The sequence below is a fragment of the Microbacterium sp. NPDC028030 genome, from assembly GCF_040637855.1.
In the GTDB taxonomy this organism is placed as follows: domain Bacteria; phylum Actinomycetota; class Actinomycetes; order Actinomycetales; family Microbacteriaceae; genus Microbacterium.
Map to the genome: position 1 here is coordinate 388,461 of NZ_JBEZXF010000003.1, position 22,253 is coordinate 410,713.

A 22,253-nucleotide genomic window follows, 5' to 3' on the forward strand; every position below is an offset into this window, starting at 1 on the left:
CGACGATCACATGGTCGGGCCTACTTGGTGAGGACGATGTCCGTGAAGACCTCGTCGTTCACCGGGCTGGCCGGGTAGCTCTTCACGCGCGGGTCGAACGCCAGCGTCGGCGCCGGGTGCGCGAGCGGGACGCCGGGGATGAACTCGGCGACCATCTCGTTGATGTCCTCGTACAGCGGCGTCTGCTCCTCGAGCTTGGAGACGCCGCGCGCCTCCGTGAGCTTCTGGAACAGCTCCGGGTTGTCGAAGCCCCACTCGGAGCTCTTCTGCCCGAAGAAGACGCCGACGAAGTTGTCGGTGTCGTTGTAGTCGCCGGTCCAGCCGAGCAGGTGGATGCCGTGATCCGCCGTGCCGGTGGTGCGGTCGAGGTACTCGACCCATTCCTCCGAGACCGGGGTGGTCTCGACGCCGACCTCGGTCAGCTGCGACGAGAGGACGGTGTAGATCTGCTCGGGGTCCGGCATGTACGGCCGCGAGACGTTGACCGGGTAGTTGAAGGTGAGCTTCAGCGGGTTCGCCTCGTCGTAACCGGCCTCGGCGAGCAGCGACTTGGCCTTCTCGGGGTCGTAGTCGTAGGTCGTGACATCCGGGTTGTAACCGTTGACGACCTCCGGCACGAACTGCGTGGCCTTCTGGGTGCCCTCGGGCAACACCTGACTGATCAGCGCATCCTTGTCGATGGCGTAGGACAGCGCCTCGCGCACCTTCGGGTCCTGCAGCTCGGGCACGGCCTGGTTGAAGGCGAGGTAGAGGATCGTGAACGGCGGACGCGACACCATCGTGAAGCCGTCGTCGCCCAGTGCCTTGGTGTCGGCGGGGCCGACGAGGTCGTAGCCGTCGATCGAGCCGGACTCGAGCGCCTGGCGGCGAGCGGTCGGGTCGTCGATCGTGCGGAAGATGATCTCGTCGATCTGGCCGGCCTCACCCCAGTAGTCGCCGTAGGCCTTGAGCGTGACCTGCTCGCCCGGCGCCCACTCGTCGAACTGGTACGGGCCCGTGCCGACGGGGTGTCCCATCGCGTACTCGGACAGCTGCGGGGCCTCGGCCGAGCCGCTGACGTCGTCGGCGCCGAACTCCTGCATGGCTGACGGGCTCTGCATCGCGAACGCCGGAAGCGACAGCGAGGGGATGAAGCCGGCGAACGGCTTGTTCAGCTCGATCGTGACCGAGTAGTCGCCGTCAGGGGTGCAGGACTTGTAGACGGCGTCGGCGGGGTTCGAGGCGTACCCCTTGAAGAGCTTGTTGTAGTAGTAGCCGAATGCCTCTGACGCGGCCAAGCCCGTCCAGTTGTACCAGCGGTCGAAGTTCGCGCAGACGGCCTCGGCGTTGAAGGGCGTCCCGTCCTGGAAGGTCACGTCCTCCTTGAGGGTGAACGTGTGCGACATGCCGTCGTCGGACGACTCCCACTTCTCGGCGAGGAGCGGGGCCGGATCCGCCGTGCCCGGCTCGGTGCCGACCAGGCCCTCGAAGACCTGACGCGAGACGCGGAAGCTCTCGCCGTCCTGCGCGAACGCGGGGTCGAGGCTCGCCGGGTCAGATGACGCGGCGAAGACGAACGTCCCGTCGACGTCGCCCGAGCCTTCGGAGCCTTCGTCTCCTCGCTCGCTCGCGACGCACCCGGCGAGGGCGATCGCCGCGATCGTGGCTCCGGTTACGGCGATGAGTCCTCGCCGACGCTTGACTGATTGGTGCATTGTGTGACCTTCCCTGTCGGGCGCTTCTTTGCGCGTCCCGCGGCTTCTTCGCCTCGGTGACGGTGATGAGTCGACGGTACCCAGCAGATCCGCAGATGCCAAACGGAACCAGGTTGCGATCCGGTATCGGCGCGACCGCGGCCGATCCGGTAGTGTCCAGATCGTGCCCGTCTCCTCCCCGCTCGCCGTCTGCTTCGGCGAGGGCATGGTCGCCCTCGTCGCCGCTTCCGCCGGACCGCTGGAAGACTGCCGGACCTTCCATCGATCCCTGGCCGGGGCCGAGTGGAACACCGCGATCGCGCTGGCGTCCGCCGGCATCCGCACCGCGGTGCTGTCCCGCGTCGGCGACGACGGCTTCGGACGATTCCTGACCGCCGAGCTGCGCGCGCACGGTGTGGACGACACCGCGGTGGAGATCGACCACGATGCACCCACCGGGCTCTACGTCAAGGAGCTCTCCGCGCGCACGGACGGCGCCGTCGACGGGACGATGCACTACTACCGGTCAGGGTCGGCGGCGTCGGCGCTGTCGCCGCAGACGCTCAGGGGGCCGGTGGCATCCGCGCTCCTCGCGGAGGCGTCGCTCGTGCACACCTCGGGGATCACCCCCGCGCTCTCCGCCTCGACCCTCGCCGCTCAAGAGGCGCTGTTCGCCGAAGAGCGACCCGACCGACTGCTCAGCTTCGATCTGAACTGGCGCCCGGCGCTCTGGCGCGGCCGCGAGGCGGAGGGCAGGGCGATACTGTCCGACTTCGCCGGCCGCGCAGACGTCGTCTTCTGCACGCGCCCTGACGCCGAGGCGGTCTTCGGCACCAGCGACCCACAGGAACTGCGCGCACGTTTCCCGCACCCTCGCTATCTGCTGGTCACCGACTCCCGCGGCGCGGTCGCCTTCGACGGAGCGGAGACGGCCGAGAGCGACGCGCTCGATACGCCGGTCGTGGAGACGATCGGCGCCGGCGATGCGTTCGCAGCGGGCTTCCTCGCCGGTGTGCTCACCGGCCTTTCCCTGACGGGCAGCCTGGCCCGCGGGCATCGCATCGCGACCAGAGCCCTCGTGAGCACCCGCGACCACGTCGACTGATCCTTCGGTCGTCCAGCGGGTCAGGGGCGCCGCGGTGTCGGAACCGCGTCGTGCGTCCGCTGCAGCGACACGGCGACGGGCTCGCCCCTGTGCTGCACGACCCGCACGAAGAGCACGTCGACGAGCGCGAGCTGAGCGATGCGGCTCGACATCGCGGCCATGCGGAACGGCGACTCCTGCGCCTGGGTGAGCAGCACGACGTCGGCCGCCAGCGCGAGAGGGGAGTCGGCGACGCTGGTGACGGCGACCGCCAGCGCTCCGGCGTCACGCGCGACCTCGAGCGCCCGCAGCGTCTCTGCGGTCTCGCCGCCGTGGGAGAACGCGATCGCCACGTCCTTCGTCGTCCGCAGCGACGCCGTCGTCACCGCGAGGTGCGGATCCGGGGAATGCGAGACCGAGCAGCCGATGCGAGACAGCTTCAGCAGCAGGTCCTGCGCGGTGAGCGAAGACGCCGCCTGCCCGAACAGATCGATGTGCCGCGCGTCGACGATGGCGCGAGCCACACGGTCGAGCGCGACGGGATCGAGAGCGAGGGCCGTCTTCTCGATCGCATCGATCTCCTGCGCCGCGAGCTTCGCCGCGATCGCCGCTGGCCCGTCGTCGGGATCGATCGCCGTGGTGTCGAGACCGAACCGCGCCTGCTGTGCCTGCGCGAGTGTGATCGCGCGGGCGACCGCCACACGGAGCTCGCGATACCCGCTGTACCCCAGCGACTGCGCGTAGCGGGCGACGGTCGACAGCGACGTGCGGCACAGCTGAGCGAGGTCGTTGATCGCGAGGTCGACGACGAGTGTCGGATCGCCGAGGATCGTCTCGGCGACGCGCGCCTCGGCAGCACTCACCTTCGGCAGGGAGCGTCGCACCCGAGCGAGAACGTCATCGTCCATGGGGGGATCCTGTCTCAGCCGGCGCTGGTCATCCTCTGCTGCACGGCGAAGCGCCCCAGGAGTGCGTCTCGCGCCGTCTGCGCACCGAGCCTACTGGCTGCGGCGACCTCGATCGTCGGCAGCGGCAGGGCACTCCGGGTCGGGAGACCGACGTTGACCACCACGGCTCGGGGATCGCGGGCGGCTGTCCGCTCGACGAGCGCGCGCTGCGCGGCATCCGTGTCGGGCCGATCGATCAGCACAACCGTCGTGCCAGGGGCCGCGGCGACCTCGTCGACCACGCGGTCCTGCTCCGCGAGGGAGGTGGAGGCCACGTCGAGTCGCACCCGCAGACCGCCGTCGGCCAGCGCGTTCGCCACGTACGATCCCGCACTGTCCACGGCCAGGGTGGAGCGCCGGCGCGCATCGATGACGGCGAGTTCGGTGGCCGCCTCGGGGGCAGCACCGGCGAGGGTGACGGTTCGACGCACGATCTCCGCAGCGTCGAAATCGTCGTGAGCGTCGTGGTGGTGCTCTGCGGCGGCGCGGAGCTTGGCGGCCAGGGCGGCGACCCGAGCAGCCGCCTCTTCGACACGGGCTCTCGACAGCGAACCGTCACGCAGCGCGGCGACGATCCCGTCCCTCGTGGCGTGGAAATCGCGCTCGTCCTGATCGGCCGACGCGGCGTCGCCAGGGTTGGTCGGGTTCCCGATGCACAGGAGGTCGGCACCGGCGGCCAGGGCTGCGGCCGCTCCCCCGCCCAGCCCCACGGTCTCCCTGATGGCGGCCATGTCGAGGGCATCGGTGATGATCACGCCGTCGAAGCCCCAGTCGCGCAGCATCCCGAGCACGCGCGGGTTGAGCGTCGCGGGCTGCGGACCCCACGCTGGCACCACGATGTGTGCGGTCATCACGGCATCCACGCCGGCGTCGACCGCCGCACGGAACGGCTCCAGGTGCACACGCTCGAATTCCTCGAGATCGAGCGTGATCTCGGGGAGGGCGTGATGCGAGTCCATGTGGGTGTCGCCATGGCCGGGGAAGTGCTTGACGCACGCGGCGACCCCTGCATCCTGGATGCCGTCGATCGTCGCGATCACGTGCCGGGAGACGAGCGCCTCGTCGTCGCCGAACGCCCGCACGCCGATCACCGGGTTGCGCGGGTCGGTGTTGACGTCGGCGACGGGTCCGAGCACCACGTTGGCGCCGACCGCACGCACGCGTCTGGCGAGTTCGGCACCGGTGCGCTCCGTCGCGGCCGAGTCGTCGAGGAGACCCAGCTGCGCGGCCCCCGGAACCGTCGACCCCGTGGCGGACTCGAGTCGGGTGACGCTGCCACCCTCCTCGTCGATCCCGATCAGTGCGTCGGGGTTCGCGGCGAGGATCTCGGCGCTGAGGGCGGGGAGACCGTCGCCGACGTTCTGTCCGAAGTACACGACGCCGGCCAGGCCGTCGTGCAGTTCGCCACGCAGCCACTGCGGCGCCTCCGTGCCGAGGAAGCCCGGCCACAGGACGCCGTTCGCGAGGCGCTCGAGGTCGTCGGTCATCCCTTCACCGCTCCCGCGACCATGCCGGAGGCGAGCTTGCGCTGCACCAGCACGAAGAAGATCATGACCGGGACGGTGATGATGGTCGACGCGGCCATGATGCTGCCCCAGTCGTTGGAGTGCAGGCCGAAGAACGACTTCAGACCGATCGAGACCGTGTACTGGTCGGTCTGCGCGCCGAGGATCGTCATCGCGAAGATGAACTCGTTCCACGCGGTGATGAAGCTGAAGATGCTGGTCGCGACGAGGCCGGGCATGACCAGGGGCAGCAGCACCGAGCGGAACATCCGCCACCAGCTGGCTCCGTCGATGTAGGCGGCCTCTTCGAGCTCGACCGGGACCGCCGCGACGAACCCGCGCAGCATCCAGATGCCGAACGCGAGCGACAGCGCCACGTAGACCACCATGAGCCCGAGGATGCTGTTGAGCAGGCCGAGGCTCTTGACCTGGAGGAAGAGCGGGATCACCAGCGCCTCGAGCGGCACCATCTGCACGATCAGGATCATCATCAGGATCGTGGTGCGGAACTTGAAGCGGAACCGCGCGACGGCGACGGCCGCGAGCAGACAGACGAGCGCGCTCACGAGCACCGTGACGAGCGCCACGATCGCCGAATTGCGCAGGTAGGTGCCGAAGCCGCCGTCGGTGAGGACGAAGGCGAAGTTGTCCCACGTGAACTCCTGCGGGAGCAGCGACTGGCCGCCGCTGGAGGCCTTGCCGTCGAACGCGCTGGAGACCATCCAGTAGACGGGGAACAGTGTGAAGATCAGGACAGCGGCGACGCCGATGCCGAGTCCGATGCGCGAGCGGAGCCGAGGGCGCGGGTTCACAGCTCGTCCTCCTTCATGAGGGAACGGATGTAGACGATCGTGATGCCGATCAGCACGAGCGTGAGCAGGACGGCGAGTGCGGCGCCGAAGCCGTAGCGGTTCTGGCCGAAGGACTCCACGTACGACCAGACGCCGAGGTTCAGGACCTGACGGTTTCCGCCGCCGCCGCCGGGCATGAGGTACACCTGCGCGAAGACCTTGAAGTCCCAGATGGTCGACAGGATGATGACGACCGAGAAGACGGGCTTGAGCGTGGGGAAGATGATCTTCCAGAAGCGACGCCAGGCTCCGGCGCCGTCGAGGGCAGCGGCCTCGAGCATCTCCTTGGAGACGCCGAGGAGACCCGCGAGCACCGTGATCGCGACGAACGGGAACCCGTGGTGGACGACGTTCAGCAGGACGATGGCGTAGAAGGACCACTGGTTGGTGAACCAGTTGACCGGGTCGTCCATGAGGCCGAGGTCGCGCAGCACGGTGTTGAAGATGCCGCGGTCGGCGTCGAAGATGAAGGTCCAGACGTAGGTGCCGGTCACGGCGGGCATCGCCCAGGCGACCATGATGCAGCTGGACACGATGACACGCCAGGTGGTCCCAAGCCGCGCCAGCAGCAGGGCGACGAGCGTGCCCAGTGCGACGGTCGTGAAGACCGCCACGGCGGCGAAACCGACCGTGTTGGGCAGCACCACCGTCCAGAGAGTCGGGTTGGTGAGCGCCTCGACGTAGTTGTCGAGACCGATCCAGTTGTTCTCCCCGGTGTTGATCTCGCGCAGACCGTAGTCCTGTAGCGAATAGATGAACACCTGGACGAGCGGCCAGAGCATGAGCACCGCGAGGATGGCCAGCCCGGGCGCGAGAAGGAGCCAGGGGCGGGCCGCGACGGCCGAGAGACCGCGTCGCTTCCGGCCGCCGGCCACGGAGGCGGAGGGGGACTCCGCCTTCGTGGCCGGCAGTGGCGCTTGCACCATCGACATGGAAGGAGTGCTTCCTTACTTCTGGTTGAGCAGGTCCGTCATCTCGGCGGAGGCGTCCTTCGTCGCGGTCGCGACGTCCTTCTGCCCGCTGAGGATGGCCTGGATCATGGAGTTGGTCGTCTTCTTCGCCTGGACGGCGCCGAAGTTCGGGGTGACCGGGACGGATGCGCCGCCGTCGACCATCTGCTCGGCGAACGGTGCGACGAGCGGGTCGGTCGAGGCCAGCGCCTCTTCCATCGCGGACTGGACGCCCGGGAAGTATCCGGTCTCGTTCGACCACTGCTCGGCGAGCTCACCGGTGGTCATGAGCTCGACGAACTTCCACGCCAGGTCAGCGTTCTTGGTCGTGTTGAAGACCGAGAGGTGCGATCCGCCGAGCACCGACGGAGCGATGCCGCCGTCCTGTCCGGGGATGACCGCGGCGCCGATCTTGCCCTCGAGGTCGGGGTTCGCCTCGATGAGCTTGTTCGGCGTCCACGAGCCCGAGAGCATCATGGCGACGTTGCCCTGCGTGAAAGCATCGCTGAGGTCGGTCTCCTTCCAGGTGGTGGCACCTGCGGAGGAGAAGCCGTGCTCGGTCGCGAGTCCGGTGTAGAACTCGATGCCGGCCTGCGACTCGGCGCTGTCGAGCTCGCTCGTCCAGGTGTCTCCGTCCTTGGTGGCCACCTCGCCGCCGGCGCCCCAGACCCAGGGGTAGACCTGGAACTCGGCGTCGCCGGGAACCGGGAAGGGCAGCATGTCGGGCTTGGCGGCCTTGATCGCGTCGCCAGCGGCGATGATGTCGTCCCACGTCTTCGGCACCTCAAGGCCGAGTTCCTCGAACACGTCGGCACGGTAGACGAGCGAACGCACGCCGGCGTACCACGGCATGCCGTAGAGCTCGTCCTCGTACGTGCCGGCGACCTCGAGACCCTCGACGAGGTCGTCGCGCAGGCCGTCTTCCGCGTCGACGTACTCGTCGAGCGGGAGGAGCGCGCCGGCGTCGGCGAACTCGGCGGTCCAGGTGGTGCCGGTCTCGGCGACGTCGGGGGTGGTGCCACCGGCGATCGAGGTCACGAAGCGGTCGTGGGCGTCCGCCCACTGGATCTCCTCGATGGTGACCGTCGCGCCGGTCTCCTTCTCGAAGGCCTCGGACACCTTGTCGTAGAACGCGGTCGCGTCCGGGTTGGTGCCCTTCATGATCCAGACGGTGAGCTCCTGGCCCTCGCCGTCAGCAGAGCCGTTGTCGCTGCCGCCGGCGCAGCCGGCGAGGGCGAGCGTGGCCACGGCGCCGAGCGCCACGGCCGGAAGAATGCGCTTGTGCATTGCGGGGATCTCCTCTTTGAAAGTCCTGGCGGGCATCGGGTACTCACCGGGGGTTAGGAAAAAGTATCCACGACTAACTAATTACCTGCAAGTTCCTCCCACAATCGTCATATCCCCGTAACATCGCGGATTTCAGCGCCGAGCCGCTGAGTCGGTGCCCCACGGGGGACGGCGGGAGGCGAGCGTCCCGCCGCCATCGATCTCTCCCGTTCCACGAGCCACGTGCACGACGAAAGGGCCCGGCGTACAGACGCCGGGCCCTCTCGTCGTTGGCGGGGGTTGATCGACTGAGATCAACCGATCACCGCGATCCACGGTCCGCTCGCGGTCGCCCACCCCAAGAACATCGGACCGATATAGGTGCACCCCTGACGCACGAGTTGGCCCTCGGCTATGGCGTCGCGCACAGTGTGCTGACACGTGTACTCGGAGCCGAAGGTCAGCGTTCCGATCTCCACGCCCGTCGCCACCGAACCGCCGAAGAGAGCACTCGCAATCGCGCCCGCTGCGAGCATCCCGCTCATGAGTAATTTCGTCCGTCTAGCCACAATGCTCTCCTTTGAACGCTACGACAATCACACAGTGTAATGTTACATTACACTACCTGGACGAGCGGTTCGAAACGTCACATCGTGGCCTCGCGGCCTTCTCCCAGGAACTCCCCAGGCTCGAGGTCCCCGGGGTCGAGCAGCCCCGCCGGTAGGCTCGCGGCATGCTCCGCCGCGACGACGAAGCCGACCGCCCGACGGTCGCACGCCATGCGACCCTGCCGACACCCAGCGCCCTCTCGACGGTGCTCAAGTTCCTCGGGATCGCCGTCGGCGTCGTCGTGGTCTCTGCGGTCGCCGTCGCGGCGTTCCTCGTGATCGACGTCTTCAACCGGGTCGGGGACGGTGCCGTCGCCCTGGAAGGAGCCCCCGAGGTCGACCCGCCGACGCTCGGCGCGTACCCCGCAGATCAGGCGATCAACCTCCTCATCATCGGGACGGACGAATGCGGGGCGAAGGCGACAGCGCTGTTCGCCGAGCGGTGCTCCGAAGCCGACGGTCTGAGCCGAAACGACGTGAACCTGCTCGTGCACGTGTCGGCGGAGCCGCGCAACGTCACCGTCATCTCGCTCCCCCGCGACCTCGGCGTCGAGGTCCCCGAGTGCACGCGCCCCGACGGGTCGGTGGCCTCGTCCATGTGGAAGGCGTCGATGAACTCGCTCTTCGAGCACGCCGGTCTATCCTGCGTGGCGAAGACGGTGAGCGAGATGGGCGACATCCCGATCGAGTACGCCGCGAAGATCAGCTTCGACGGGGTCATGGAGGTCACCGACGCGATCGGCGGCGTCGAGGTGTGCATCGCGGGCGAAGGCATCCGCGACCGGCACACCGGCATCGACTGGCCTGCGGGGATGCGCACGGTGTCCGGCGTCGAGGCCCTGCAGTTCATCCGCACCCGACATGGCGTCGGCGACGAGAGCGACCTCGCCCGCATCTCGAACCAACAGCAGTACATGTCCCGGTTGGCGAAGAAGGTGCTCAGCGAAGAGACGCTGACCGACGTACCGAAGGTGCTGCGGCTCGCAGACGCGATCGCGGAGAACATCGACCCGAGCGATGAGCTGAGCAACCCCGTGCGTCTCGCTCAGCTCGCACTCGCGCTCAAGGATGTGCGATTCAGCGACTTCGTGTTCGTGCAGTACCCGAACGTGACCGATCCCGACGACGACGACAAGGTGGTGCCGAACGAAGCAGCCGCCGAGCAGCTGTGGGCTGCCGTCAAGTCGGGTCAGCCGCTGCAGCTCACGGGCGACGTCGCCACTCATCGCGGAGTCACCCTCGCCACGCCCGCACCGGGTGACGGCACCACTGCGGAGCCGACACCCGGCACGGAGACGGCGGCCCCCGAGGTCAGGACCACACTGCCGCCCGACATCTCCGGGCAGTCCCTCGAGCAGGAGACCTGCGCGAACGGCCGTCTGAACTGAGGCGCGTCCTCACGGCGTAGGCTCGGGCCATGGGTCGCACGCGAACGCGAGACACCGAGCATCCGCAGGCTCGCCTCGATCACGGCGGCATCGCGCGTGTCGTGCCGTCGGAGTTCACGAGCGGCTTCGAGCTCATCGTCGACGACACCCCGCAATCGCACGTCGACCTCGACGATCCGACGCACCTCCACTTCGAGTACATCGTCCGCATGGGGGCGGTCATCGACCAGCTCCCCGAAGGCCCCCTCACCGCGGTGCATCTGGGGGCAGGTGCGCTGACCATCCCCCGCTACATCGACGCCACGCGACCGGGCTCCCGGCAACAGGTGATCGAGCTCGAGGCGCCGCTCGCGCAGCTGGTCAGGGAGCACCTTCCCCTCCCGAAGGGGGCGGCCATCCGCATCAGGATCGGCGACGCCCGCGAGGGGGTGCGCCGACTGCCCGGCGCCCTGCGTGCGAACTGCGACCTCGTCGTCTCGGATGTCTACTCCGGCGCGCAGACGCCAGCGCATCTGACGAGCGTGGAGTTCTATCGCGAGCTCGCCGAGCTGCTCGCTCCGCACGGCGTGCTCCTCGTGAACGTCGCCGACGGCCCCGGCCTCGCGTTCGCGCGTCGTCAGGCGGCGACCATCGCAGCCGTGCTGCCCGAGATCGCCGTCCTGGCCGACACCCAAGTGCTCAAGGGACGCCGGTTCGGCAACCTCGTGATCGCCGCATCCGCCTCTCCCCTCCCGACCGAGTGGCTGCCGCGCATGCTTGCGGCCGGTCCGCATCCCGCGAAGATCGCGCAGGGCGCCGAGGTCAGCACCTTCGTCGAGGGAGCGCGGGTCGTCACGGACACGGATGCCGTGGCCTCGCCGCGACCCGACGCCTCGCTGTTCCTGCGCTGAGTGGCCCGACGTGACGGGAGCGCGGCTCCGACCCTGCCGATGCGGAGCACTGTGCGGCGTGTCGCGGACCGGATGCGGTGAGCAGGGCGCGCCGCCCCGACGACCGCGCACCGGGAAGGCACACTGGACGGGGACGCTGCGGAAGGAGAGCAATGAGTTTCATCCGGGGATACGACCAGGAGACCCTCCGCGAGGTGGTCGATCTCGACGAGTGCGCGACCCGTCTCGCGGAGATCGAATCGCAGCGCAGCCTGCCCGCACTACTGGAGCGCGTCTGGCTGCTCAAGGTGCTCGGCCGCCTCGATGAGGCCCTCGCACTGGCCGACGAAGCCGTGCGCCAGGCCCGTATGGCCGGAACCCGCAAGGACGTGCTGCGCGCCCGGGTCCTGCACGCGACGATCCTGCAGTATCGCGGCGCCCATGCTGCCGCCGAGCAAGAACTGGCGACGTGCGCGACCGAGGCCGAAGGGCAGCGATGGCTGTCGATCGCCGCCTTCGCGTACCAGCATCACGGCAAGAACGCCTACGACGCCGGGGACTACGAGACCGCGCGGGAGAGCTTCAAGCTCTCGCTGTTCCTGCGGCGGGAGTCCGGTGCCGAAGACAGTGAGCTCGAGACCGCGCTGCTCGCGATCGAAGCGGCCGAACGGCGGCGTCCGTCGCAACTCGTCGCCGGATGAGCCCCTGCGACCGCGATGTCGGTCGCATGGCTTAGCCTGAGCGCATGGCGGAACTCGATCGTGTGCGCGTCTGGGGCGAAGCACTCATCTCGTTGCATCTCGACGACAGCTGGACCTTCGGCTTCGACAATGCCAAGCGGCGCGCGGGGCAGTGCGACTACACGAAGAAGCGCATCACGGTGTCGCGCTATCTGGCGGCGCGGTTCGAGGACGACGACATCCATCAGGTCCTGCTGCACGAGGTCGCCCACGCTCTCGCCGGCCACGCAGCCGCGCACGGGCCGACTTGGAAACGCCTCGCGCGTGATCTCGGCTATGTGGGTGGTACGACGCATCACGGTGAGACCGCCGTCGAACTCGCCCCGTGGGTGGGCAGTTGCCCTGCGGGGCATGTGACCTACCGGCATCGCCGACCGACGCGTCCCACATCCTGCGCACGCTGCTCGCGCACGTACGATGCCAGGCACCTGTTCTCCTGGACACGTCGCGAGATCACGACCGACGCGAGGCTCGCGGCCCAGCTGCCGCGCTGATCCGGACTCAGCGGTCCGGGTTCTCCGGGCTGTCGGGCGCACTCCCGACAGAGCCGTCCACGGCGTCATCGCGTGCGTCCGCAGTATCGTCGTGGACGTCGAGGATGTCGTCGTGCCCTTGCGCAGCGCTGCGGCGGCGACGCAGCAGCGCCGTGATCGCACGCCAGCCGACGAGGAACACTCCCAGCACGATCGTCGCCACGATGATGAACGGCACCTCGGCCGTATCGCCGCTGAGCACGCGGATGAGCATCCCGCCGGCGACCGTGACGATCCACACGACCACGCCCCACAGGATCGACCAGGGTCGGCGAGGCCTGCCCGGCAGCAGCGCCGCGAGCAGATGCCCGACGACCAGGGCGATCAGGAAGGGCCATGCGGTGAGCAGGAACCCTCCCGCGTCCTCGTCGTGCGATGCACGACCGATCGCAGCGAAGACGAGCACGAGCACGATGTCGACGATGACGGCGGGAAGGTACCTCATGCCACGACCCTACGTGCCGACGACGGAACCACAGCCTCCCCCGCGGCATGCGGCGCAGATCGGCGTCAGTCGAAGCGGACGAACGACCCCTGGCGCAGCACCGGGACCACGTCTACGGCATCGAGCACGGCGGCGTCGGCTGTGCTCGTCGGCACCAGGCCGGATGCTTCGATGCGAGCTGTCGCCTCGACGCCGACGGCGAGTTCGCGGCCGGAGCCGCTCGCGCCGACCATGTGCCGCACCGCGCTGCGGAGGGCCCGGAACCCTTCGGCCGCGACCGCGGCATCGGGTGCCGTGTGATCGATGCCCCGATCCGAGAGCGCCAGGATGATCGCACCAGCGCCGAGCTGATCCTCGACGGCGAACCGCAGGGCGCCCGCCGCGTCGGCCTCGCCCGCAGCGATGACCGCGACCGACGTCCTGGCCTGCCGGCGCTCCTGGATCGTCTGCACGGCCCTGGCCACAGCAGACGCGTTGCGGATGCCGCCGACGAGCACCGTCGCCTCGGCGGAGACCGCGGACGCGAGGGCCGCGCCGTTCCGCGACCACCCCTCGGCCTCCGCCAGCGCGACCTCGGTTCCGGACGCCACCGCATCGATCACGGTGGAGGAGAACCGCAGCACATCCACGACGATGACGACGTCACTGGCGGCGAGCCGGGCGAGACCCGCTGTGCCCCAGTCGAGGCGGACCTGATACGTGGACTGATCGAACGGCGACGGCATTCGACCAGCCTAGAGGCGTCAGTCCGCCGCGAGCGCCTCGACCGGAGCGACGCGCGTGGCGAGCCGGGTCGGCGCGGCAGCAGCCACCAGCGTGAGCACTGCCGTCGCCGCGACGATGATCGCGACAGGGAGCCACGGGATCTGCGGCGCCACGAGCCCCGCAGGGACGAAGTCGGGCAGCGTCGGCACCGAGCCGAGCAGCGACTGCGCGGCGATCCAGCCGTACACGACGCCCAGCACCAGACCCGTCAGGGTGGCGGCGACCGTGATGTGGGTGGCCTCGAGCAGGACCATCCGCCGCACCTGCCGGTTGGACAGCCCGATCGACCGCAGCAGGCCGAGTTCGCGACGACGCTGCACGACGCCGATCGTGAGCAGGTTGACGAGGCCGACGGCGGCGATCACGGCGGACACCGCGACGAGCACCATCATGATCGCGGCGAAGGCATCCATCGGCGCAAAGAACTCCTCTGGCACGTCGCCCGTGACCTGACTCATCATCAGACGCTTGGCCGATTCGAGCGCCACCGCGAACATCGTCACCAGCGTCACGCCCATCACGACGCCGATCGCCATGCGCGACGAACGCTCCGGGTAGCGCAGCGCGTTCTCGGCCGCGAGGCGGGCCGTCGCGCTCGAGCCGAACATCCGCCCCACCAGACGCAGGATCGGCGGCATGAACAGCACCGAGCCGAGAGCCAGACCCGTGAACGAGAGCACGCCGCCGAAGAACGCGACCACGACACCGAGCGGAGTCATCAGGCCGACCAGCACACCCCCCGCGAGCAGTGCGGCGCCGGTCGCCAGCAGGACCCAGGCGCCGATGTGCCGGCCCGGCTTGCCGGAGACCTCGTCGTGCGTGCGCTCGACCGATCCGCCGAGGGCCTGCAGCGGGGTCACCGAGAGGACACGCCGCGACCCCGCCCACGCTGCGGCCCACGTGGTGAGCGCGACACCGACCGCCGGCAACGCGATGAACGGCTGCGCGAGGGAGAACGAGGCGGGAGCGTTGTCGATGATCTGCGCTCCGAGCTGCACTCCGAGCGTCGCGAGCAGCAGACCGGCGAGGAGCCCGATCGCCGCGCCGAGCACGCCGACGACGAGCCCCTGCCTGCCGACCTGCGCCCGCTGCGAGCGCGCCGTGGCTCCGATGAGGCGCAGGAGCGCGATCTGCCTGGTGCGCCCGGCGATGATCGTCGAGAACGTGTTGGCGGTGACGATCGCGGCGACGTACATCGCGACGACAGTCAGCAGCACCGACAGCAGCGCCACGACGAAGGCGAGCGTCTCGCTGTCTCCGATGAAGGGGTCGGCCTGCAGCACCGCGCCGATGTAGGCGGTGATCTCGACCAGGAGCACGCCGAACGCGGCGGACAGGGCGGCCACCAGGATGCTGGCGCCCATGCCGCGGTCACGCAGCCAGGCCAGCCGTGGTCCGGTCGCCCGCGTCTCGGGGACGACGGTCGCGACGGCGGTCATGCCGCCACCTCCGCGGCGAGCATGTACGCGGAGATCTCCTCCGCGCTCTGACGCGGGTGGTCGGCGACGATCCGGCCGTCGCCCAGGTAGAGCACCCGGTCGGCGTGGCTCGCGGCGATCGCGTCGTGCGTGACCATGGCGATCGACTGCCCGTGCTCCCGGCTCGCGGTGGCGAGAAGGCGCAGCACCTCGCGCCCCGTCTTGGAGTCGAGGTTGCCCGTCGGCTCGTCGGCGAACACCAGGTCGGGCGCCGTGGCCAGCGCACGGGCGATCGCCACGCGCTGCTGCTGTCCGCCGGAGAGCTGATGCGGGCGGTGGCTCAGGCGTGAGCCGAGGCCGAGCGTCTCGACGAGTCCGTCGATGCGGGCCCGCTCGATCGCACTGGGGCGGCGTCCGTCGAGCTCGAACGGGAGCATGATGTTGCCGAGCGCGTCGAGCGTCGGCACGAGGTTGAAGGCCTGGAAGATGAAGCCGACACGGCGGCGGCGCAGGATCGTCAGGTCGATGTCGCCGAGACCTGTGATCTCGGTGTCGCCGATCCAGGCACGCCCTTCCGAGGGGCTGTCGAGCCCCGCCATGATGTGCATAAGGGTGGACTTGCCCGAACCGGACGGGCCCATGATCGCGGTGAACTGTCCGCGGCGGATGCCCACGCTGACATCGTCGAGCGCACGAACCGTGCCCTCGCCGGAGCCGTAGGTCTTCTTCAGGTGCTGGACGCGGGCGGCGAGGCCCAGGTCGGTGGTCGTGATCTCCATGTCATCGACGCTATTTCGACCTCTCCGGGCCGGTCATCGCCCTGCGGGCGCATCCCCGTACATCGGAAGGATGATCCCATGGGTGGCGATTCACCGACCGCGCGACGATCCGGATGTCAGGCCAGACCGTGCTCGAAGGCGAAGACCACGAGCTGCACGCGGTCGCGCAGGGCGAGCTTGGTGAGGATGCGGCTGATGTGCGTCTTCACGGTCGCTTCGCTGAGGTATTCACGTCCGGCGATCTCGGCGTTCGAAAGCCCTCGCGCCGCGAGCGCGAAGATCTCCTTCTCGCGGTCGGTGAGCGTGGCGTACTGCGGCGGCGGAGGGGTGGGTGCCTCTGCGAAGTGCGCGAACAGGTCACGGGTGGCGGAGGCCGCGATCACGCTCGACCCCGCGTGCACCGTACGGATCGCGGCGAGCAGGAACTCGGGGTCGGCGTCCTTGAGGAGGAAGCCGCTCGCCCCCTGCCGGATCGCCCGCGCGGCGGCCTCGTCGAGGTCGAACGTGGTGAGCATCACCACACGCGGAGGCTCCGGACGCGCGAGGATCTCGGCCGTCGCGGTGAGCCCGTCCATAACCGGCATCCGGATGTCCATGAGCACCACATCGGGCCGCGCCGCGCGGACGACCTCGAGCGCCTCCTGACCGTTGCCCGCCTCGCCGACCACCTCGAGGTCGGGCTGCGAGGCCACGAGCATCCTGATACCGGCGCGGAACAGCGCCTGGTCGTCGACGAGCACGACACGGATCATTCGGTGGCTCCGATCGGAAGCGAGGCGTGGACGACGAACTGCGCCCCTCGGCGCTCGGCCTGAAGACTACCGCCGACGAGCTGCGCCCGTTCACGCATGCCGATCAGGCCGTGGCCGCCCGCCGTGGTCGTCGCCTCGCGCGGAATGGTGTTGCGCACATCGATGTCGACCCGATCCGGGAGCCAGGCGAGGTGCACGTCGACGGCGCCGTCGCCGTGGCGGATCGCATTCGTGAGCGCCTCCTGGAGGATGCGGTAGACCGCGAGCTGGATCGCGCCCGGTGGTTCGCCGGGTGGCATGGGGTCGACCGTGACCCTCGGCTCGATCCCCGCCTGACGGACCTGCGCGAAGAGCGCCTCCAGGTCGGCGAGTGTCGGCTGCGGGCCGTCGCCCTGTCGGTGGCGGAGCTGGGTGAGGAGCATCCGCACGTCGCTCAGGGCGCCGCGCGCCGTCTGCGCGATGGTGCCGAGCGCCTCGGTCGCCATCTCGGGCTTCGTCGCGGCCGCGTAGCGCGCGCCGTCCGCCTGCGCGATGACGACGGCGAGGGAGTGCGCGACGATGTCGTGCATGTCACGGGCGATACGCACTCGCTCCTGCTCCTCGACCGCGAGGGACTCGGCCTGCAGTTGGGCCGCACGTGTGCGGCGTGAGCGCAGCACGACCCGCCAGAGGAGCCCGCACACCCAGGCGAATCCGAGGGCCATGACCGAGAGGACCAGGAGGAGCGTGCCCGCCGTGACCTTCTCCCACCCGCTGCCGGAGCCGAAGGCCACACCGTTGAACACGACCATGTAGAGGGCAGCGATGAGTCCGCCGACGAGCGCGGAGCCGAAGCCCCACCAGAGCACGCGTCTCGTTCCCCATGCCGCCGTGGCGTAGAGCACGAGGAGGATCGCGAAGTCGATGGGCAGCGGACCGAAGCCGGCCAGCATCTGCAGGAGGGCGCCCGCCCATGCCGCGGCGAGCGCGATCCCCGGTACGAGCCGCCCGACCGCGACACCGCCGAACATCAGCACACCCGCGAAGACGACCGCGACGACCGCCGCGCCGCCGACCGCGGTGTTCCCCGTGCTGGGCCCGTAGAACACGAGCGACATCGGCAGCAGGACGAGGAACAGCAGCGCCGCCCCGACGATGTCGAGGGTCAGCGCCGTGCGGGAGAGCGGGCGGATCACTCCCCCACGCTACGCGAGCGCCTCTCCCCGAGCATCCGTCGCGGGATGTATCCGTCGTCGGTCAGGCGCGGGCGAGGATCTCGCCGTGCGGCACCAGGAACCAGCCGTCGCCGTCGTCGGCCCAACGCTTCCACGCGTCGCTGATGTCCCGCAGATCGCCGGGACTCGCCATGTCGCTGTCGACGAGCTGTCGGGCGAGCGCGGACTCGAGGATGCGGTCGGCCCACATCCCACCCCACCACGCACGCTCCGCCGGGGACGCGTAGCACCAGGTGGATGCCGTCGCCGTGACGTCCTCGAAGCCGGCGGCACGGGCCCATGCGAGCAGTCGACGCCCGGCATCGGGTTCGCCGCCGTTGGCGTGCGCGGCCGCGCGGTACAGGGCGAGCCACCGGTCGAGTTCGGGAAGAACGGGGAACCAGAGGAACCCGGCGTAGTCGGCGTCGCGGGCGGCGACGAGTCCGCCGGGCGCGGTGACGCGACGCATCTCCCGCAGCGCCTGCACGGGGTCGCCGACGTGCTGCAGCACCTGATGCGCGTGCACGACGTCGAAGGAGGCGTCGGAGAAGCTCAGCGCATGCACGTCCTCCACCGAGAAGTCGAGGTTGGTGACTCCCCGCTCCTCGGCGAGGCGGCGGGACAGCGAGAGCGCGTCCTCGTCGATCTCGGTAGCGGTGACCTGCGCGACCACTCCCGCGAAGTCGACCGTGATGGTGCCGGGCCCGGCCCCGACGTCGAGGAGCCTGGTCGCCGCGGTGAGGTGCGGACGAAGGTAGGCCGCAGAGTTCGCGATGTCGCGCACGTTGTGCGAGCGGAGGACGGATTCGTGGTGTCCATGCGTATAGGTGGCCATGTGGTTCAGTCTGGCAGAGCTCCGCGCCGCGGCCTCGACGATCAGTGCAGGTCGGCGACGGTTCGCCGGATCGCCTCTCGGTCGGGCTTGCCGGAGGACAGGAGGTCGATCTCGTCGACCACGATCAGTCGGGTCGGACGCGCATGTCTGCCCAGCTCTTCCGCCACGGCCTCACGCGCATGCGCCAGCTGCTCGGACTCGCTGCGTCGCAGCACCTCTCCCCGCGCCGCCACGATCACTGAGGCCTCACCCCAGCGCTCGTCTTCCACGCCGACCACGACCGCCTCGTGCAGTCCCGCGATCCGCCGCACGATCCGCTCCACCCGGTCGAGCGAGATGTTGATGCCGCCCGACACGATCACATTGTCTGCGCGGCCATGCACCCGCACCACGCCGTCTTCCACGAGGCCGAGGTCGCCGGTGCGGTACCAGCGGATGCCGTGCTCGTCACGCACGAACGTGCGCGCGGTCAGCGAGCCGTCGCCCAGGTAGCCCTCTGCGAGCATGGGCCCGGCGATACGCAGCTCTCCGTCGACGGTGCGCACCCCGACCGTATCGAGCGGCACGCCGTCGTACACGCACCCTCCGCTGGTCTCGGTCGAGCCGTACGTGCGCACGAGCCGCACGCCGAGGTCGGCCGCCCGTTCGCGCAGCGGCTCCGGGAGAGACTGTCCGCCCACCAGGATCGCGCGATACGCCGTGAGCGCCGCCCGCACCGCGGTGTCGTCTGCGGCATCGAGCAGCGTGGCGACCTGGGCGGGCACCAGTGACGTGAACAGGTCGGGGAGGCCGGCACCCGACGACGGGCGCAGCATCCCGAGCGTGGCTTCCGCGAAGGACTCGGGCGAGAACCGGCCCTCGATCGTCGCGGGGCGCGTGTCGGCGAGGATCGAGCGCACGATCACCTGGAGCCCGGCGACGTACCCCGCAGGGAGCGCGAGCAGCCAGCGTCCGCTCCCGATGCGCGCCGCTGTCGCCTCGGCACTGGCCCGAAGAGCCTCGCCGCTCAGCGCGACCCGCTTCGGGATGCCGCTCGACCCCGAGGTGGCGATCACGGCGGCGATGCCGTCCGCCACGTTCTCGGGGGCGCCGGAGACCATCCCCAGCCCGAGCGCCGGTCCGCCTTCGAGTGCGCGTTGCAAGGCGTCCCGCAGCAGATCCGGATCTTCGGCATCCGTGGGGATCAGCGCGGTCATGAGGGCCTCCGACTCAGTAGTGCCAGGGGAACGACGACCAGTCGGGGTCGCGCTTCTCGAGGAACGAGTCGCGGCCCTCGACGGCCTCATCGGTTCCATAGGCGAGGCGCGTCGCCTCCCCGGCGAAGACCTGCTGGCCGACGAGTCCGTCGTCGACCGCGTTGAAGGCGAACTTCAGCATGCGGATCGCCGTGGGCGACTTGGTCAGCACGGTGCGGGCCATCTTCAGGGCCTCGCGCTCGAGCTCGGCGTGGGGCACGACGCGGTTCACGGCCCCGGCCTCGTAGGCCCGTTGTGCGGAATACTCCTCGGCCAGGAAGAACACCTCGCGGGCGAACTTCTGTCCGGTCTGACGGGCCATGTAGGCGGAGCCGTATCCGGCGTCGAAGCTGCCGACGTCGGCATCCGTCTGCTTGAAGCGCGCCTCTTCAGCCGAGGCGATCGTGAGGTCGCACACGACATGCAGGGAGTGCCCGCCGCCGGCCGCCCAGCCCGGGACGACCGCGATCACGACCTTGGGCATGAAGCGGATGAGACGCTGCACCTCGAGGATGTGCAGGCGCCCGACCGCGGCGCGGCTCGCCCCGTCGACGATGGCCGTGTCGGTATCGGAGTACTTGTATCCGTCCCGACCGCGGATACGCTGATCGCCTCCCGAGCAGAAAGCCCAGCCGCCGTCCTTCGGGCTCGGGCCGTTGCCGGTGAGGAGCACCGCTCCGATACGCGCATCCTGTCGGGCGATGTCGAGCGCCCGGTACAGCTCGTCGACCGTGTGCGGTCGGAAGGCGTTGCGCACTTCGGGCCGGTTGAACGCGATGCGTGCCACCCCGCCGTCGTGCGAGACGTGGGCGGTGATGTCCGTGTAATCCTCGGCGCCGGGCGCGAGCACCCATTCGGCCGGGTCGAACAGGTCGGAGACGAAGGCATCGGTCACGACATCCAGCCTATTCCTCGGCCCGCTCCGGCGAGGCAGGAAGCGCCGCCCCGACCGGGACGGCGCTTCCTGCGTCCTGTGCGATCAGACGCGGCCTGCGCGTGAGGCCTTGACCCACCCGTCGACGATGTCCCATCCGACGCCGACCGCGATCCCGAATCCGAGCAGGACCGCGACGATGCGGAAGACGCCGCCCTCGGCTGCCGATTCGGCTTGACCGGCGGCGAAGCCCTCGCCGCCCGCTGCGGCGATCTGCGCGAGGAACTCCGGATTGACGAGCTGGCCCGTGACCAGGAGGATCACGACCCATGCGAGGAATGCCAGAGCGAGGAGCGTGTTCGCCACAGCCAGCCCGGTGGTCCAGCGCCTGGTGCGGTAGAGCACCACGGCGAACACGGCCTCCGCGACGATCAGCAGGAGCAGGAGACCGATCCCCCACGGCCACAGCGACGGGGCGAGGACGGGCACTGGATCGCCGTCGACCACGACGAAGCCGCGGAACCGGTCCCAGAGGAGCGCGCCCACGGAGATCCCGAGGAAGACGAGCGAGGCGATGAGCTCGCTCCGCCCCACACCCTTCTCTGTGGGCTCCGGGAGCTGATCGAGATCCCACTTCCCGATCGCCGTCGTGCTGTTGCTGCGCTCGAGGATGACGAACACCAGTGTGGTCCAGAAGCAGATGTGGAGGATCGCTCCGCCGGTGGCGAGGATCGAGGTCGAGATGATCTCTCCCACCGGTGCGGCGGAGATCGTCTGGCCGAGGGCGACCGCCCCGAGCACGCAGACGGGCACGATCGTCAGCAGCAGCTTGAGCAGCCGCCACCACGTCAGGTAGAACCGCGGGCCGATGAGGTACAGGGGGCGATCCGCGTATCCCGCAGCCAGGACGCCGGGATCCCCGAGCTCGGTGAGGACGGCGCGTTCCGCCGCTTCGGGCGTCTCCCCCTGTTCGAGCCTGGCCTCGACCGCGTCGGCGATCGAGGCTTCCAGCTCCGCGCGGACATCGTCCTGCGTCTCGGGGCGGAGGCTGCGGATCGTCGCGCTGATGTAGCGCTCGGTGAGCGTGGTCGTCGTGGTCATGTCAGTTCTCCTCTGCGGTGAGGGAGGCGATCGCCGTGGTGAGCGACCGCCATTCGTCGGTGAGGGTGTCGGCCAGACGGATGCCGGCATCCGAGGTGCGGTAGAACTTGCGGGGCCGTGCCTCGTCGGTGTTCCACTCGCTCGTGAGGTACTCCTGCTTCTCCAGTCGGCGCAGCAGCGGGTACAGCGTGTTCGCGTCGGTGGCGAAACCGCGCTCCTCGAGTTGTTCGAGCAGCGAGTATCCGTATCCCGGCGTGCGCAGCAGTTGCAGGCACGCGAGCACCACCGTGCCGCGCCGCAGTTCCTGCAGATGCGTGTCGAGCGTCTCGTTCATGTCGATCACATTACTGTGCGTCACACACCATTGTCAATCACACATTTATGTTGCACATGCACACTGACGCAACCCGGGGCGGAGACTCACCCGCACGGCGCGCGGCAC

23 protein-coding genes are annotated in these 22,253 nt (G+C 69.4%); 5 read left to right on the forward strand and 18 right to left on the reverse strand.

Annotated elements, in window-relative coordinates; translation table 11 throughout:
* Nucleotides 1-20: 20 nt before the first annotated feature.
* The gene (locus tag AB0E56_RS16325; RefSeq protein ID WP_359800731.1) at nucleotides 21-1,694 is read right to left on the reverse strand and encodes an ABC transporter substrate-binding protein; all 1,674 of its coding nucleotides are present in this window, start codon (nucleotides 1,692-1,694) and stop codon (nucleotides 21-23) included.
* A 163-nt stretch (nucleotides 1,695-1,857) separates the two neighbouring features.
* On the opposite strand from AB0E56_RS16325, the gene AB0E56_RS16330 reads away from it, so the two are divergent.
* Nucleotides 1,858-2,778: a sugar kinase gene (locus AB0E56_RS16330; RefSeq protein WP_359800733.1), complete on the forward strand. Its 921-nt coding sequence runs from the start codon at nucleotides 1,858-1,860 to the stop codon at nucleotides 2,776-2,778.
* A gap of 20 nt (nucleotides 2,779-2,798) precedes the next feature.
* Here the strand turns inward: AB0E56_RS16330 and AB0E56_RS16335 are convergent, their stop codons facing one another.
* The 6 genes from AB0E56_RS16335 to AB0E56_RS16360 all read right to left on the reverse strand — a co-directional run bounded on the left by AB0E56_RS16335 (nucleotide 2,799) and on the right by AB0E56_RS16360 (nucleotide 8,821).
* A complete protein-coding gene (locus AB0E56_RS16335) occupies nucleotides 2,799-3,665 on the reverse strand; it encodes a MurR/RpiR family transcriptional regulator (RefSeq protein ID WP_359800735.1) in 867 nt (288 codons plus the stop codon).
* A gap of 14 nt (nucleotides 3,666-3,679) precedes the next feature.
* Nucleotides 3,680-5,191, reverse strand: coding sequence for a glycoside hydrolase family 3 N-terminal domain-containing protein (locus AB0E56_RS16340; RefSeq protein WP_359800738.1), 1,512 nt, complete (start codon nucleotides 5,189-5,191; stop codon nucleotides 3,680-3,682).
* Nucleotides 5,188-6,021, reverse strand: coding sequence for a carbohydrate ABC transporter permease (locus AB0E56_RS16345; protein ID WP_359800740.1), 834 nt, complete (start codon nucleotides 6,019-6,021; stop codon nucleotides 5,188-5,190). The genes AB0E56_RS16340 and AB0E56_RS16345 overlap by 4 nt, the downstream gene beginning before the upstream one ends.
* Nucleotides 6,018-6,992: a sugar ABC transporter permease gene (locus AB0E56_RS16350; RefSeq protein WP_183152023.1), complete on the reverse strand. Its 975-nt coding sequence runs from the start codon at nucleotides 6,990-6,992 to the stop codon at nucleotides 6,018-6,020. Before AB0E56_RS16350 ends, AB0E56_RS16345 begins: the two co-directional genes overlap by 4 nt.
* A gap of 15 nt (nucleotides 6,993-7,007) precedes the next feature.
* Nucleotides 7,008-8,297 carry a sugar ABC transporter substrate-binding protein gene (locus AB0E56_RS16355; protein WP_359800742.1) on the reverse strand — a complete coding sequence of 430 codons (1,290 nt, stop codon included), beginning with the start codon at nucleotides 8,295-8,297 and terminating at the stop codon, nucleotides 7,008-7,010.
* Between the two features lie 293 nt (nucleotides 8,298-8,590).
* Nucleotides 8,591-8,821, reverse strand: a complete 231-nt coding sequence (locus AB0E56_RS16360; RefSeq protein WP_359800743.1) for a hypothetical protein — start codon at nucleotides 8,819-8,821, stop codon at nucleotides 8,591-8,593.
* Nucleotides 8,822-9,009: 188 nt separating this feature from the next.
* Here AB0E56_RS16360 and AB0E56_RS16365 point away from each other — a divergent pair, with 188 nt between their 5' ends.
* The 4 genes from AB0E56_RS16365 (at nucleotide 9,010) to AB0E56_RS16380 (ending at nucleotide 12,375) form a co-directional block, all read left to right on the forward strand.
* Nucleotides 9,010-10,272 carry an LCP family protein gene (locus AB0E56_RS16365; RefSeq protein ID WP_359800746.1) on the forward strand — a complete coding sequence of 421 codons (1,263 nt, stop codon included), beginning with the start codon at nucleotides 9,010-9,012 and terminating at the stop codon, nucleotides 10,270-10,272.
* Nucleotides 10,273-10,301: 29 nt separating this feature from the next.
* Nucleotides 10,302-11,162 carry a fused MFS/spermidine synthase gene (locus tag AB0E56_RS16370; RefSeq protein WP_359800748.1) on the forward strand — a complete coding sequence of 287 codons (861 nt, stop codon included), beginning with the start codon at nucleotides 10,302-10,304 and terminating at the stop codon, nucleotides 11,160-11,162.
* 152 nt (nucleotides 11,163-11,314) lie between these two features.
* Entirely contained in the window at nucleotides 11,315-11,842 is a 528-nt protein-coding gene (locus AB0E56_RS16375) for a hypothetical protein (protein WP_183152020.1), read from the forward strand.
* Between the two features lie 44 nt (nucleotides 11,843-11,886).
* Nucleotides 11,887-12,375: a SprT-like domain-containing protein gene (locus AB0E56_RS16380; RefSeq protein WP_359800750.1), complete on the forward strand. Its 489-nt coding sequence runs from the start codon at nucleotides 11,887-11,889 to the stop codon at nucleotides 12,373-12,375.
* Nucleotides 12,376-12,382: 7 nt separating this feature from the next.
* Here the strand turns inward: AB0E56_RS16380 and AB0E56_RS16385 are convergent, their stop codons facing one another.
* The 11 genes from AB0E56_RS16385 to AB0E56_RS16435 all read right to left on the reverse strand — a co-directional run bounded on the left by AB0E56_RS16385 (nucleotide 12,383) and on the right by AB0E56_RS16435 (nucleotide 22,145).
* Entirely contained in the window at nucleotides 12,383-12,859 is a 477-nt protein-coding gene (locus tag AB0E56_RS16385) for a DUF3054 domain-containing protein (protein ID WP_359800752.1), read from the reverse strand.
* Between the two features lie 65 nt (nucleotides 12,860-12,924).
* Complete coding sequence (locus tag AB0E56_RS16390) at nucleotides 12,925-13,584, reverse strand: 2-phosphosulfolactate phosphatase (RefSeq protein ID WP_359800753.1); 660 nt, start codon at nucleotides 13,582-13,584, stop codon at nucleotides 12,925-12,927.
* A gap of 18 nt (nucleotides 13,585-13,602) precedes the next feature.
* Nucleotides 13,603-15,063, reverse strand: a complete 1,461-nt coding sequence (locus AB0E56_RS16395) for an ABC transporter permease (RefSeq protein ID WP_359800755.1) — start codon at nucleotides 15,061-15,063, stop codon at nucleotides 13,603-13,605.
* Nucleotides 15,060-15,821: an ABC transporter ATP-binding protein gene (locus AB0E56_RS16400; RefSeq protein ID WP_359800756.1), complete on the reverse strand. Its 762-nt coding sequence runs from the start codon at nucleotides 15,819-15,821 to the stop codon at nucleotides 15,060-15,062. Before AB0E56_RS16400 ends, AB0E56_RS16395 begins: the two co-directional genes overlap by 4 nt.
* Before the next feature lie 116 nt (nucleotides 15,822-15,937).
* Nucleotides 15,938-16,573: a response regulator transcription factor gene (locus AB0E56_RS16405; RefSeq protein WP_359800758.1), complete on the reverse strand. Its 636-nt coding sequence runs from the start codon at nucleotides 16,571-16,573 to the stop codon at nucleotides 15,938-15,940.
* Nucleotides 16,570-17,748 carry a histidine kinase gene (locus AB0E56_RS16410; RefSeq protein WP_359800760.1) on the reverse strand — a complete coding sequence of 393 codons (1,179 nt, stop codon included), beginning with the start codon at nucleotides 17,746-17,748 and terminating at the stop codon, nucleotides 16,570-16,572. The genes AB0E56_RS16405 and AB0E56_RS16410 overlap by 4 nt, the downstream gene beginning before the upstream one ends.
* Before the next feature lie 61 nt (nucleotides 17,749-17,809).
* Complete coding sequence (locus AB0E56_RS16415; RefSeq protein ID WP_359800762.1) at nucleotides 17,810-18,601, reverse strand: class I SAM-dependent methyltransferase; 792 nt, start codon at nucleotides 18,599-18,601, stop codon at nucleotides 17,810-17,812.
* Nucleotides 18,602-18,642: 41 nt separating this feature from the next.
* Nucleotides 18,643-19,797: an AMP-binding protein gene (locus AB0E56_RS16420; RefSeq protein ID WP_359800763.1), complete on the reverse strand. Its 1,155-nt coding sequence runs from the start codon at nucleotides 19,795-19,797 to the stop codon at nucleotides 18,643-18,645.
* Nucleotides 19,798-19,810: 13 nt separating this feature from the next.
* Complete coding sequence (locus AB0E56_RS16425; protein WP_359800765.1) at nucleotides 19,811-20,731, reverse strand: 1,4-dihydroxy-2-naphthoyl-CoA synthase; 921 nt, start codon at nucleotides 20,729-20,731, stop codon at nucleotides 19,811-19,813.
* Between the two features lie 84 nt (nucleotides 20,732-20,815).
* Nucleotides 20,816-21,811, reverse strand: coding sequence for a permease prefix domain 1-containing protein (locus tag AB0E56_RS16430; protein ID WP_359800767.1), 996 nt, complete (start codon nucleotides 21,809-21,811; stop codon nucleotides 20,816-20,818).
* Nucleotide 21,812: 1 nt separating this feature from the next.
* Nucleotides 21,813-22,145 carry a helix-turn-helix transcriptional regulator gene (locus AB0E56_RS16435; protein WP_359800769.1) on the reverse strand — a complete coding sequence of 111 codons (333 nt, stop codon included), beginning with the start codon at nucleotides 22,143-22,145 and terminating at the stop codon, nucleotides 21,813-21,815.
* Between the last annotated feature and the right edge of the window lie 108 nt (nucleotides 22,146-22,253).

Excerpts from the sequence above, each read along its gene's own strand:
- AB0E56_RS16325 (WP_359800731.1), bottom strand. The coding sequence starts at position 1,694 with ATGCACCAATCAGTCAAGCGTCGGCGAGGACTCATCGCCGTAACCGGA.
- AB0E56_RS16335 (WP_359800735.1), bottom strand. The coding sequence starts at position 3,665 with ATGGACGATGACGTTCTCGCTCGGGTGCGACGCTCCCTGCCGAAGGTG.
- AB0E56_RS16340 (WP_359800738.1), bottom strand. The coding sequence starts at position 5,191 with ATGACCGACGACCTCGAGCGCCTCGCGAACGGCGTCCTGTGGCCGGGC.
- AB0E56_RS16350 (WP_183152023.1), bottom strand. The coding sequence starts at position 6,992 with ATGTCGATGGTGCAAGCGCCACTGCCGGCCACGAAGGCGGAGTCCCCC.
- AB0E56_RS16355 (WP_359800742.1), bottom strand. The coding sequence starts at position 8,297 with ATGCACAAGCGCATTCTTCCGGCCGTGGCGCTCGGCGCCGTGGCCACG.
- AB0E56_RS16360 (WP_359800743.1), bottom strand. The coding sequence starts at position 8,821 with ATGAGCGGGATGCTCGCAGCGGGCGCGATTGCGAGTGCTCTCTTCGGC.
- AB0E56_RS16365 (WP_359800746.1), top strand. The coding sequence starts at position 9,010 with ATGCTCCGCCGCGACGACGAAGCCGACCGCCCGACGGTCGCACGCCAT.
- AB0E56_RS16370 (WP_359800748.1), top strand. The coding sequence starts at position 10,302 with ATGGGTCGCACGCGAACGCGAGACACCGAGCATCCGCAGGCTCGCCTC.
- AB0E56_RS16375 (WP_183152020.1), top strand. The coding sequence starts at position 11,315 with ATGAGTTTCATCCGGGGATACGACCAGGAGACCCTCCGCGAGGTGGTC.
- AB0E56_RS16380 (WP_359800750.1), top strand. The coding sequence starts at position 11,887 with ATGGCGGAACTCGATCGTGTGCGCGTCTGGGGCGAAGCACTCATCTCG.
- AB0E56_RS16385 (WP_359800752.1), bottom strand. The coding sequence starts at position 12,859 with ATGAGGTACCTTCCCGCCGTCATCGTCGACATCGTGCTCGTGCTCGTC.
- AB0E56_RS16390 (WP_359800753.1), bottom strand. The coding sequence starts at position 13,584 with ATGCCGTCGCCGTTCGATCAGTCCACGTATCAGGTCCGCCTCGACTGG.
- AB0E56_RS16395 (WP_359800755.1), bottom strand. The coding sequence starts at position 15,063 with ATGACCGCCGTCGCGACCGTCGTCCCCGAGACGCGGGCGACCGGACCA.
- AB0E56_RS16400 (WP_359800756.1), bottom strand. The coding sequence starts at position 15,821 with ATGGAGATCACGACCACCGACCTGGGCCTCGCCGCCCGCGTCCAGCAC.
- AB0E56_RS16405 (WP_359800758.1), bottom strand. The coding sequence starts at position 16,573 with ATGATCCGTGTCGTGCTCGTCGACGACCAGGCGCTGTTCCGCGCCGGT.
- AB0E56_RS16415 (WP_359800762.1), bottom strand. The coding sequence starts at position 18,601 with ATGGCCACCTATACGCATGGACACCACGAATCCGTCCTCCGCTCGCAC.
- AB0E56_RS16420 (WP_359800763.1), bottom strand. The coding sequence starts at position 19,797 with ATGACCGCGCTGATCCCCACGGATGCCGAAGATCCGGATCTGCTGCGG.
- AB0E56_RS16430 (WP_359800767.1), bottom strand. The coding sequence starts at position 21,811 with ATGACCACGACGACCACGCTCACCGAGCGCTACATCAGCGCGACGATC.
- AB0E56_RS16435 (WP_359800769.1), bottom strand. The coding sequence starts at position 22,145 with ATGAACGAGACGCTCGACACGCATCTGCAGGAACTGCGGCGCGGCACG.